Genomic DNA, 11,683 nt, shown 5'->3' on the forward strand with positions numbered 1-11,683 from the left:
AAAAAATAAATACTGCAAAGAGATACCTAAAAGTTCTCAAAAGTATTCTAAGCAAATAAATGATAATCAACACAAACAAACAACTACAAAATCTTATTGAAACTATTAAAGATTCGAATCAAATAGCAGTGGATACAGAGTTCTACTGGATGCGTACATACTATCCTGAGCTATGCTTAGTTCAGATAGCTACTGAAAATGAAATATTTCTATTAGATACCTTAAAAGAACTAAATTTTTCATTACTCAAAGAAATCTTTGAAAATACAAATATTGAAAAAATTATTCATTCAGCAACAAATGATATTCCAATTATAAAAAAATTCTTCAACTGTGAAGTAAATAATGTCTTTGATACTCAACTTGCAGCGACCTTTTTAGGTTATCAAATGCAGTCATCTCTAAAGTCTTTATTAAAAGATATTCTAGATATTGAAATGGAGAAAGAATCACAGTTTTCAGATTGGCGCAAAAGACCCCTTTCACAAAAGCAGTTAGATTATGCTCTAAAAGATGTTGAACACCTAATTGAAGTAAAAGAGCATTTAGATCAAAAACTTAATGAAAGCAGTTATAAAGATTTTTTCGAAGAAGAGCTTATAGAAATACAAAAAACAGAATTTAATTCTGTCGATATTATTCATACTAAAATTGGCAATATCCAAAAATTTAGTGAAAAAGTTCAAAGAAATGCTATTTTAATAGCTCAATGGCGTGAAAAAATTGCTCAAAAAAAGAATATACCTGTTAGATTTATTTTTGACAATAAAATCTTATATACCATTGCTCATGTAAGCCCTAAATCTCTAGATTCTTTTGAGCATCCAGAATTAAAAAAACTAAAACCTTGGATAAAAAAGGATATTGTATCAGCTCTTAAAACAGGGCAATGTGTTGATAGTATGATTCTAGAAAAAAAATCAGGAAATAAGCTATCTCCTGAAACATATGATAAAGTTATAGCATATTTTGATCTAGAAACTAAAGAACTTGGATTTGATGCTAGCCTGATTGCTTCAAGAAAAGATATTCGCTCTCTAATATATAACCTTAGCATAGATAAAGACTATATTAGTAGTAAACTCCTAAATGGCTGGCGTCATAAAGTAGTTGGTAAAAAATTAAAAGAGTATATACTAGAGAATATATAAATAGTTTTCTAACTTTTATAGCATACTGCAATAAAAGATTTACCTAAACTAAATCAATCATCAAGAACTTATTTGATAGATCTGTAAAGTCAATACTTATTAAGATGCTACAAAAAAGTTCTGCGTAATATTTTATAATGCGGACTAACTTATAATGAATTATATAACTAGAAACTCAAAAATTTTTCCAATAATTTTAGCTCTTTTTGCAGCCTTACCTCCTTTAGCTGTAAATACCTATGCGCCTGCAATTTCATTGATTGCTCATGAATTTGGTGTTAGTGATAGTAAGGTACTAACTACTTTTGCTACTTATTTTATAGGCTTCAGCTTTGGCATGCTGTTTTGGGGAGCTATTTCTGACAAATTTGGTCGCAAAAAAATCATAATTATAGGTAGCATAATTTACATTATTAGTACTATACTTTGCTCATATAGTTATAATTTTAAAATGCTTGAGATGATGCGACTAGTACAAGGGCTATCTGATTCTGTTGGTGCAGTGATTGCATTTTCCATCGCTAGGGATTGCTATAAAGGACCTCAGCTTACAAACCTTCTTGCTTCAATAATTATAATATTATTAATTGCTCCAATAGTAGCCCCTATAATTGGCACAATTATTACAGACTTAACACATTCGTGGCAAGCTACTTTTCACTTTTTAACTGCTTATGGTGTAGTAATGCTTATTACTGCTTTTATGATAGAAGAAACTTTAGAACATAAAAATAGACAGCCTAATTTACTAAAGTTAATTCCTGGTTATTTTAATCATATTACTAATCCTAGTTTTATGTTAGCGACTCTTGCAAGTGGAACAATATTCGCAGCACTGTTTATTTATATATCATCATCAGCTTTAATATACTTAAACGACTATAAAACTGGTTCATTTTTATATTGTTTATATTTTGGGCTATGTTGCCTAGGAGCTATATTTGCAAATATTCTTATTAAAAAAAACTCAAGTCATGTACAACAGTTAAAGTTTCTATACTACAGTATTGCTCTAATGACAACTAGTTGTATTATACTTATTATTTTTAATAGCTTAAATTTAGATAGTGCTTTAATTTACACCCTTACAATGTTTGTTTTATGTGGTAATGTAGCCTTTAGCTCAACGCTAATTTATTCATTTGCAATGGATCAAGTAAATCATAGCTTTGGTACAGCAAATTCCATATTAAATTTCTCAAAAAATATGATAGCTGCTATTGGTAGTTATGTTGTTAGCTTTTATCATGGTAGACATCTAGTACTTGCATCACCATATACACAATTAGTATTTGCTATAATAACTATTGGACTTTTGTTTGGGATTTATAAATTAAATAAAAAACTTAAACTACAGCAATCAGCTTAAATCCTAATACTAAAAATAACATCCTGAAATTTATAAAAAAGTATATTCAGAATGTAAAATAAAATTGAGGTCTAAAGCTTAGAAATATCCGCAACATCTGCAAACATCTGGTGAATATTTGCAAGTAAAGTTATTCTATTTTGTCTAACTTTAGCATCTTCATCCATCACCATAACATTATCAAAGAACTCACTAATAACCTTATCTAAACAAGTTAGAAGCTCAAGAGCATAACTATACTCCCTATTTTTAAGATATTTCTGAAGATCAGGGGTGATTTCCTCGATACTGTAAGCTAAAGCTAATTCATATTCATTACCAACAGATTTTGCTAACTCAATATCATAAGTTTGTGATTTTCCTTGAGCATTCTTAGCTAAGATATTTGCAACACGCTTATTTGAAGCTATCAAACTTTGAGCTTTATTAGAGTTATTAAAATCACTTACAGCTATGACTCTTGCCGCAAAATCTTTGATTGAATCATATTGAGTATTATTAATAGATTCGAATGTGTCAACTGAAACACCCTCTTCTTTGTAAAGATTCTTCAACCTATCAATACAAAAAGATATAATTTCTTCTTTAGTATCTACTTTAAAATTCAGACCATTAATTTCTTTATAACTAGCTAAAGCAATATCTATAACCTTATCTAAAGATATATCAACATTTGTATCTCTAAGCATTCTTAGAATACCAATAGCTGATCTTCTTAATGCAAATGGGTCTTTATTACCCGTAGGTTTTTGACCAATGCCAAATATACCAACAAGAGTATCTAACTTCTCTGCTAAAGCAACGCAGACAGCAACATCAGTTTTTGGTAGCTCAGCACCTGAATATTTTGGCCAATATTGTTGCTCAATTGCATCAGCTACAATTTCATCTTCAGCGTGGGCTTTTGCATAATATTTCCCGATAATCCCTTGAAGATCAGTAAACTCAAATACCATATCTGAGATTAAATCAGCTTTTGCCAACAAACCAGCTCTATATGCCTGCTCAGCATCCACATCTACTGCTTGAGCTAATTTTTGAGCTGATTTTGCGATTCTTTGAGCTTTTTGATACATATTGCCAAGTTTGTTCTGGAATGTAACATTTTCTAGTTTAGGTAGTAAGCTCTCTAAAGAATGCTTCAAATCAGTATCATAGAAAAATGCTGCATCAGCTAGTCTAGCATTCATAACCTTTTGATTACCAGATGTTACTAGTTCTGGCTTAGTACTTTGAATATTTGAAATTGTAATAAAGTGGGCTACTAAATTACCATCTTTATCTAATAGAGCAAAACACTTTTGATGCTCTTCCATCGAAGAAATAAGAGCTTCTTGTGGCACTCTCAAAAAGTCTTCACTAAAGCTACACAGCATAGCATTTGGGTATTCAACAATTGCACAAACTTCTTCTACTAAATCATCATCAAGTACAACTTGATAATGATGTTCTTTAGCAATTGCTTGAGCTTGGTTAATAACTTCTTGTTTACGCTGATCCCAGTCTACAAATACTTTTACGTTTGCTAATAGATCAACATAATTATCTATGCTATCAATTTTTACAGCTTCAGGATGATGGAATCTATGTCCATAAGTGATATTTGCTGCTTTATGTCCTAGCACTTCCATATCTACAATAGCATCACCAAAAATTGCAACAACCCAATGTACAGGTCGAACAAATTCAACAGGTGAATCTCCCCAACGCATCATTTTTGGAATTGGTAGTTGTTTAAGAGCTTTTGTAATTATCTTTTGTAATAAATCTACCGTTTTTTGCCCTTGCTGAGTCGCCTTATAAAAAAGCTTATCTCCCTTTGGCGTTTCTACTCTATCTAGTTGATCTAACTCAACACCACAAGATTTTGCAAAGCCTAAACCAACCTTTGTTGGCTCGCCATCTTTGTAAGCAATATTTACTAGAGGGCCCTGCTTTTCGATAACGATATCATCTTGTGATTCTGCCAAATCTTTGATTATAAAAGATAATCTTCTTGGAGATGCAAACCATTTAGCCTTACAAAAATTGACTTTTGCTTCTTTTAACTGACTCTCAACACTTGCTAATAGTGACTGAGATAAATTTTTAAGCGCTTTTGGTGGTAGCTCTTCCGTACCTAATTCAAATAAAAAATCTTTTGTAACTTTACTCATTTACAAACCTTATAGATAAATGTTTATTTTTAATGTCTAAATAACTTGATGTATTATAACTTAATAACCTAAAGAATTTAAATAAAAGACTATGTTTATTGATACTCACTGTCATTTGGATTTTGAAGTTTTTGATAATACTCGTGAAGAGCTATTACAAAACTGTGAAAGCATGGGTATCAATTATTTTATAAATCCAGCAACACAACGAGCAACTTGGCAGAACCTGATAAATTTAAACAAAGAGTATCGAATCATTCATATCTGCTTTGGACTACACCCTATTTTTATAGATAAACATAAAATTGATGACTTAAATGATTTAGAAAAATATACTCAAAATATTTCAACAAAACTAATTGGTGAAATTGGTCTTGATAAAAGATTCAATAACTACAATAAGCAGTTAGAATTTTTCTCAGCACAAATTGATATCGCTAAAAACCTTGATAAACAAGTAATTATCCATTCTGTAAAATCTCATAATGAAATCATAAAAGCTATTAAAGATCACAAGTTTAAAAATGGTGGTATTATTCATGCTTTTAATGGCAATGAAGATATTGCTAAAAAATATATTGATCTTGGCTTTAAACTTGGTATTGGTGGAATAATCTCTCAGCCAAATTCAAAACTAAAACAAACACTTACAAAAATTGATCCAAATAATATAGTTTTAGAAACAGATTCTCCAGATATGCAATTGCATAATAGTAAAGATGTAATCAACACACCTGAAAATATCCCAAAAATTTTTGAACTGCTATGCAATATTTATCAAATAAATCCTGATATACTAAAACAACAAATTTATAATACCAGCTTAGAGCTTATCTAAAAAATGTATATAGCTAATCTTCGTTTACAAAACTTTAGAAATATACCTTTTAAAAGCTTTGATTTTACAGATAACTTAAACTTTATAGTTGGTAAAAATGGCTCTGGGAAGACGTCTGTTCTCGAGTCAATATACTTCCTATCTCATAGTAGATCATTTCGTAGCTCTCAGCTTAATCGTATTGTTAATCATGATTCTGATGAATTTGTAATCTATACAAAAGCATATAATCCAGATGAAATTACAATATCGCTATCGCGTAAAAAAAATAATAACAATATTTCAAAGCTAAACTCTGAAATACAAAAAAATCACACTGAGATAACTAGGAACTTACCTATTCAACTAATGAACCCTGAGAGTTTTAATATTATAAACTCAGGAGCACAACAACGATGCAAGGTTTTAGATTGGGGAGCCTTTTATTTAGATAAAACATTTTTGAAAATATGGCAACAAACAAAGTTTCTTATAAAACAAAGAAACTCTGCTCTTAAACAAAACTATCCTAAAACTTATATAGATGGCATTGATAACAAGCTATGCGAATTTGCAGATATTTTGGATAAAAAAAGACATACTTATTTTTCAAAATTGAAGCCTAAAATATACGAAATATTGGCTCAGTTTAATCCTGATCTAAAACTTGATATCGAATATTCTCGTGGCTGGAACTCTCACAAAGAACTATCTCAAGTGCTTGAAGAGTCTTTTAATTATGATAATCGCTATAACATCACAAATCATGGTCCTCATAAGGCTGATATAGTTCTTACGACAAATCATAAACCAGTACAAGATACATTTTCGCGTGGCCAACAGAAACTACTTATTTGTGCTATAAAATTGGCTCAAGGAGAAGTTCATAATCTAGAAAATGAAAATAAATGTATCTACCTTGTAGATGACATAACTTCTGAATTAGATAGCACTCATACAAAGACACTTTTTGAGTATCTAAAGAAATTAAGATCACAAGTTTTTATCACAACTACAGAAAGACATAAAATAGAAAATTTCATTAATCATGAAAATCATATAATTGATATTTAGGAGAAATCACTTTGAAAAAATTTAAAATATTTAGTCTAATCGCTCTATTATGCTTACCTGTTCTAGCTATTAGTAAAACTACCAAGTGTGATGGTAATACTTATGAGATAAATGAATGCCTAAAATCACAAATGCAAAAGTTTGATACTAAGCTTGATAAAATTCAAGATCATAATATAAAAAAGTTTAAAAAATATCGTGACAATATCTGTTCAGATGTTAGCTCTAGTTATAAAGGTGGAACTTATGAATCAGTTAAATATGGTAACTGTATAATATCTCTTAATAAATGGTATTTAAAGCAATTAGAAAGATAGAAACTTTAAAATTACTTACAAGCCCAAAAAGAACTATTGTTATTACAAAAATTCTTTGTTTCTTTCATCATATCTATTGAATTACGAATATCATTTTTGATACTTTCATCTAAATCAGAGTTTTCCATTTGCTCCAAAGAATTAAAAGCTACATCAAACTCTTCTCCATTTAAAGTTCCATTCGCATACATATAACCATTAACTGGTTGTGTATATATATTATATGATTCCTTAAAATTAAAATTCTCATCATAAGGCTTTTCACCTAATCCTGCACCTTCATAAAAATTAACTGAGAACTGATCTTTATAATCAAATAAACTTTGATTATCTGAGTAAGTATAACATTTTCCTTTACTTTGATTACAACTATAAGATCCATTCCATTTATCTGCTTCTTCTAGTAAGGAAGAATCAAAGCCTGTAGATACTTCATTTGAAGAACCTTCTGCATTATCACCTTCTTCATTTGTAACACCGGGGACCATGTTAGCGGGCATATTTCCTGCTGATTTGTTTATTTCAAGGGTCGTAGCATTTAAGTAAATACTAAAAAAAACTCCTCCTATTAAAACTAATAACTTCGTAATATCCATAATCATATTCTCCTATATCTATTTCTTACTCAGTCAATGTTAAGTCATATTGATAGTATGGATCTGTAATCTCTGGTATTAAAGTTGGCTCAACATAAACTTTAATAACTGCATTTTGAATATCAATTCTTTCTTTACAAACTTGATTGACATAATCTCTATTTATAACTTCACATCTCCAAAGTTTAGAATCTTCTGCAGGAAATTCGGCTGTTTCATATGTATAATGAGCAATTTCATTAACATAAATTCTAGCTGCAGTATCTGCATTAGAGAGTTTTGCTCTAATTTGATAGTTTGAATATAATGGTATAGCAATAGCTACAATAATTGTTATTATCGCAATTACCACCATTAATTCTATTACAGAAAAACCTTTCTCTTGTTTGAGATTCTTTAAAATTCTTACATTCATTCTAATTTAACGTATTAAAAAATATTTTCTGGGCAAGGGTAACAAATAATATAATTTAAACACATATTGAGAATTAATAGCTCTTATGAAAAAAGAGTAAGTAAATATTTTACTAAATTAGAGAAATTTAATAATAAATATCTATCTACAAATTAATTATTTTAGACTTAATCTGCTAAAATAGCTCTTAGATCTTTTGGGTTTGCAACTTTGAATGAAAACTACGGATAAAATTATGTTTAAACAGAGCGTAATAACATTAATTATAGTAATACTATTAGGAAGCTGCCAATCTGAATTTAGTCATGATAATTTATGGGGCAAATACAATAGAATGAATTCTAATATAAGCCCAACAAGCTCAGGCCTACATTCAAAACTGGTAGAAAATCATAACAAAAGTAACTATGCAATTGACTACACACCCTACGGTGCCAAATTTAGATAATTTCCTTTTTGTAAAGAACACACTCTATCCCTTTTAGAATTTGTTTACCAACATATTCCATACTATTTTTCTTCATAACTGCAATAGATGCTAAATGATCAACTCCTGTAAAAGCAAATACTTCATTATACTCTAGATTTTCTTTCGCCCAAGTAAGCAAAGCTTTAACAACCTCTGTTGCATAACCTTTACCCCAATACTTATGATCAATTACATAGCCAATTTCTATAGCATCTATTTCTTCGGCATAACCAAACCCAGCTCGACCAATGAAATTATTTTCATTATCAAACACCATAAAAATAGGAGTATTATATTTTTCATAACCACCGACAAATCTTTCTATAATTTTTGGAATATCTTCTTTTGAAGATGCTCCATCAGGAAAGAACTCCTTATTCTTTGGATTTGTATCTAACAAACGTATTAGATCTTTATCTTCTTGAGATCGTGATAATAAACGATACCTTAATCTTTCTGACTTGGGCAAATTCATAATTCATTCCTCTATTTTTGATAATTATAACATCTTAATAGCTTGTAATATCAACTACTATACAATACTATGATTTCTAACTGTATTTTTAAAAAAACAAAAACTATGCAAAATATTAATAACAAAAATACTAAAGTGCTTATATTTGGTTCCGCTAATTGTGAAATGACCCAAAAAGCTATTCGCTTTTTAAAATCACAACATTGTGAAGTTACAGAATATTTAACTGGCTATACTCCAACAGCCAATAAACAATCTCTACTAACAGAAGAGGTTAGAAACTGGTATGGGGATTATATAATCTGCTTCAAGACTTTATTCTTAGTTCCACAGTGGCTACTAGATAGAGCAAACATTACTAGTATCAACTTCCATCCAGCTCCTGTTGAGCATCCTGGTAGAGGTTGTATCAACTTTGCAATCTATGAAAGACGCCCTACTTATGGTGTTACAGCTCATCTTGTTGATAGTGGTATTGATAGCGGTCAAATATTAGAATGCAGACGTTTTCCTATTTTTAAAAATGATGATTTTAATAGTATCTTTGATCGTGCCCAAGCTAAAATGATGGATCAATTCTTTGACATTATTACTGGAGTTCTAAATGGTGGCAAAACCTATCTCAATAATATGATAGAGTCTGCCAAACATGAAAAATGGAATGGTGAACATCGCAGAATTGCTCAATTAAATGAAATGCTAACAGTTGATCAAAATACTTCAAAAGAAGAGTTAGAAAAAGTTATTCATGCAAGTGATCTTGCAAACAAACCACCAGTAACATATATATATGGCTATGAATTTATCTATAATGCCAATAGTAAAAAAAATATCGAAGCTTTTGATTCTGCAAAAAAAGATTTCTAATATAGCAATTTTTTACTATAAACTCTAATCATCTATTCTTTAATAAAAAACTTATAATGCGTTTCTTAATATCAAGTATATGTCTACTTCCATCAATATTATTAGCAAATACTTCTCTAGATGATTCATTTAAAGATTTAGAAAATAAATATAATGGTAAGCTTGGAATTTATAGTACAGATAAGTCATCTATTAACTATAATGAAAATTACTATTTCCCAATTTGCAGTGTTTTCAAATTTTTGTTAGTAGGAGCTATTCTTGAAAAAGATATGCACAATAAAGGATTCTTAGATAAAAAGATTACCATAACTCAGAAAGACATTAGTACGTTGGGCTATGCTCCAGTTACAGGTAAAAATATTAGCAAAGACTTAACAATTTCTCAATTGTGTTTTGCTGCTATTCTTAGTGATAATCCTGCGGCAAATATTCTTGTCAAAGAGCTCGGAGGGATTGATAAGCTTAATAAATTCATCAAAAAACTTGGTGACAATGATACAAATATCAAAAACATAGAGCCTAAAATCAATCATACAAAACCAGATAGTACTATCAACAAAACTACACCTAAAGCTATTACTAATGACATTTATAAAATTGCTTTTGGTAATATTCTTGATGAAAAACACAAAGAAATTTTTATTAAATATCTACAAGATAACAATACAGGTGTTAATAGGATCGCTTATAATACTCCAAAGAACTGGATTGTAGGGGATAAAACTGGGACTTGTGGAGAATATGGAGCGACTAATGATATTGCGATTATATGGCCACAAAATGCCGAACCTTTTGCTTTAGGAATGATGTATACAGATCCTACAGATAAAAAAGCACCAAGTAGTGAGAAAATTATTCAGCAAGCTACTAAACTAGTTATAGTTAATAATTATAAATAAGAAGTTCGCCACATTGGTGAAACATTATCTACAACCATATCTCTATCTTGAATATTATCTAAGAAATGCAAACCAGTTCGTTGCTCGATATCTTTGATAGATACTCTATAATTAGCAACCTTAGTTTTACCAACTCTTGCATTTGGCATTACAAAAGCTATAGATTTATTTTTTGATGGCACATAAATTATCTTAAAGAAATAATCTGGTACAGCTATCTTATTATCACCTATAGTTTTATGAATTGTTTGTTTCTTATATATTGGGCCTGTATACACATATATAGAATCATACATGTTTGCCCAAATACGTTCATCCCTTTCTAATCTTTCCCAACCCTGTCTATTCAGACCTGCTTTTTGAGGAGACATATTTGATAGTAAAAAAGATTCATCTGCAGATTTTTGACTAAAATCCATAGAAGCATAAGAAGCTAAATGTCCCCTATCATAGCCAGAATGAGAATAATCATCTAAAGTAGCTCTATACACGAATGGCACATCGTCATCTTCTTTAAATCTATCTTCACGCTCACGACGATTAGCCACCTTAGACTTAGTCAACTTAAATGCTACCCAAGTTGCTTCTTTAGTTTGATAGTTATAACCAACAACATAACCATCTCTACATAAATAAAGATTTGTTTGTCCCAAACCTTCTGTAACATCAAAACTAGGGTTACCATAAGCGAGAAAGTCATGACAGTAATCTGTAACTGCTGGCAAGGTTCTTTGTGGTGAGTATTGCTCTAAATTATTAAACTGATTAGACCCTTGCTTTTTAGCCTCATCACTTTCGGAGAAAAACTTAGCAACAATATTTTCATTATCTTTAGCAGTAAAATGTTTTATAGGTTCACTAGTAAAATAATTATAAACAGCATGTCTAAAGCTTATGAACTTTTCTTTAAGATCATATTTATCTAAAAAAGCTCCAGAGAAGCCTCCACCTATCGCAAGTATCAGTAATATAATTATTTTGACTGGACTTACAGGCTTCTTAGAATCTTGCTTTTTAGTATCTTTTTTGTTCGTTGTTTTTTTTGTCATAACCATTTTTAGATACTGTGAGTTGC

General features: G+C 30.0%; 12 protein-coding genes. 7 read left to right on the forward strand and 5 right to left on the reverse strand.

Annotated features, from left to right (window positions below; all coding sequences use genetic code 11):
- Positions 1-59: 59 nt before the first annotated feature.
- Positions 60-1,151 carry a ribonuclease D gene (locus tag QI37_RS02055; protein ID WP_040008110.1) on the forward strand — a complete coding sequence of 364 codons (1,092 nt, stop codon included), beginning with the start codon at positions 60-62 and terminating at the stop codon, positions 1,149-1,151.
- A 154-nt stretch (positions 1,152-1,305) separates the two neighbouring features.
- Positions 1,306-2,520: a Bcr/CflA family efflux MFS transporter gene (locus QI37_RS02060; protein ID WP_040008111.1), complete on the forward strand. Its 1,215-nt coding sequence runs from the start codon at positions 1,306-1,308 to the stop codon at positions 2,518-2,520.
- A 71-nt stretch (positions 2,521-2,591) separates the two neighbouring features.
- Here the strand turns inward: QI37_RS02060 and glyS are convergent, their stop codons facing one another.
- Entirely contained in the window at positions 2,592-4,676 is a 2,085-nt protein-coding gene (gene glyS / locus QI37_RS02065; protein WP_040008113.1) for a glycine--tRNA ligase subunit beta, read from the reverse strand.
- A gap of 91 nt (positions 4,677-4,767) precedes the next feature.
- Here glyS and QI37_RS02070 point away from each other — a divergent pair, with 91 nt between their 5' ends.
- Genes QI37_RS02070 through QI37_RS02080 form a run of 3 tightly spaced genes read left to right on the forward strand, consistent with a single transcriptional unit; the run spans position 4,768 to position 6,884 of the window.
- Entirely contained in the window at positions 4,768-5,514 is a 747-nt protein-coding gene (locus QI37_RS02070; protein ID WP_040008115.1) for a TatD family hydrolase, read from the forward strand.
- Positions 5,515-5,517: 3 nt separating this feature from the next.
- A complete protein-coding gene (gene recF / locus QI37_RS02075) occupies positions 5,518-6,567 on the forward strand; it encodes a DNA replication/repair protein RecF (protein ID WP_040008116.1) in 1,050 nt (349 codons plus the stop codon).
- A gap of 38 nt (positions 6,568-6,605) precedes the next feature.
- Positions 6,606-6,884 (forward strand): lysozyme inhibitor LprI family protein, encoded by a 279-nt coding sequence (locus tag QI37_RS02080; protein WP_052399192.1) that lies wholly within the window; start codon positions 6,606-6,608, stop codon positions 6,882-6,884.
- 11 nt (positions 6,885-6,895) lie between these two features.
- Here the strand turns inward: QI37_RS02080 and QI37_RS02085 are convergent, their stop codons facing one another.
- The 3 genes from QI37_RS02085 to QI37_RS02100 form a co-directional block, all read right to left on the reverse strand.
- Entirely contained in the window at positions 6,896-7,480 is a 585-nt protein-coding gene (locus QI37_RS02085; protein WP_040008118.1) for a hypothetical protein, read from the reverse strand.
- Positions 7,481-7,505: 25 nt separating this feature from the next.
- The gene (locus tag QI37_RS02090) at positions 7,506-7,895 is read right to left on the reverse strand and encodes a prepilin-type N-terminal cleavage/methylation domain-containing protein (protein ID WP_040008120.1); all 390 of its coding nucleotides are present in this window, start codon (positions 7,893-7,895) and stop codon (positions 7,506-7,508) included.
- 440 nt (positions 7,896-8,335) lie between these two features.
- A complete protein-coding gene (locus tag QI37_RS02100) occupies positions 8,336-8,839 on the reverse strand; it encodes a GNAT family N-acetyltransferase (protein ID WP_052399123.1) in 504 nt (167 codons plus the stop codon).
- 105 nt (positions 8,840-8,944) lie between these two features.
- Here QI37_RS02100 and QI37_RS02105 point away from each other — a divergent pair, with 105 nt between their 5' ends.
- Together QI37_RS02105 and bla are read left to right on the forward strand one after the other, a co-directional pair.
- The gene (locus QI37_RS02105; protein WP_158409061.1) at positions 8,945-9,706 is read left to right on the forward strand and encodes a formyltransferase family protein; all 762 of its coding nucleotides are present in this window, start codon (positions 8,945-8,947) and stop codon (positions 9,704-9,706) included.
- A gap of 56 nt (positions 9,707-9,762) precedes the next feature.
- Positions 9,763-10,608, forward strand: a complete 846-nt coding sequence (bla, locus tag QI37_RS02110) for a class A beta-lactamase (protein WP_040008123.1) — start codon at positions 9,763-9,765, stop codon at positions 10,606-10,608.
- On the opposite strand, the gene QI37_RS02115 is transcribed toward bla, so the two are convergent.
- Complete coding sequence (locus QI37_RS02115; RefSeq protein ID WP_040010651.1) at positions 10,599-11,657, reverse strand: DNA/RNA non-specific endonuclease; 1,059 nt, start codon at positions 11,655-11,657, stop codon at positions 10,599-10,601. The genes bla and QI37_RS02115 overlap by 10 nt on opposite strands.
- Between the last annotated feature and the right edge of the window lie 26 nt (positions 11,658-11,683).

The sequence above is a fragment of the Candidatus Francisella endociliophora genome, from assembly GCF_000764555.1.
In the GTDB taxonomy this organism is placed as follows: Bacteria; Pseudomonadota; Gammaproteobacteria; order Francisellales; family Francisellaceae; genus Francisella; species Francisella endociliophora.

Bases quoted from the DNA above. Each gene is read 5' to 3' on its own strand.
- QI37_RS02055 (WP_040008110.1), top strand. From the start codon at position 60: ATGATAATCAACACAAACAAACAACTACAAAATCTTATTGAAACTATT.
- QI37_RS02060 (WP_040008111.1), top strand. From the start codon at position 1,306: ATGAATTATATAACTAGAAACTCAAAAATTTTTCCAATAATTTTAGCT.
- glyS (WP_040008113.1), bottom strand. From the start codon at position 4,676: ATGAGTAAAGTTACAAAAGATTTTTTATTTGAATTAGGTACGGAAGAG.
- QI37_RS02070 (WP_040008115.1), top strand. From the start codon at position 4,768: ATGTTTATTGATACTCACTGTCATTTGGATTTTGAAGTTTTTGATAAT.
- recF (WP_040008116.1), top strand. From the start codon at position 5,518: ATGTATATAGCTAATCTTCGTTTACAAAACTTTAGAAATATACCTTTT.
- QI37_RS02085 (WP_040008118.1), bottom strand. From the start codon at position 7,480: ATGGATATTACGAAGTTATTAGTTTTAATAGGAGGAGTTTTTTTTAGT.
- QI37_RS02090 (WP_040008120.1), bottom strand. From the start codon at position 7,895: ATGAATGTAAGAATTTTAAAGAATCTCAAACAAGAGAAAGGTTTTTCT.
- QI37_RS02100 (WP_052399123.1), bottom strand. From the start codon at position 8,839: ATGAATTTGCCCAAGTCAGAAAGATTAAGGTATCGTTTATTATCACGA.
- QI37_RS02105 (WP_158409061.1), top strand. From the start codon at position 8,945: ATGCAAAATATTAATAACAAAAATACTAAAGTGCTTATATTTGGTTCC.
- bla (WP_040008123.1), top strand. From the start codon at position 9,763: ATGCGTTTCTTAATATCAAGTATATGTCTACTTCCATCAATATTATTA.
- QI37_RS02115 (WP_040010651.1), bottom strand. From the start codon at position 11,657: ATGACAAAAAAAACAACGAACAAAAAAGATACTAAAAAGCAAGATTCT.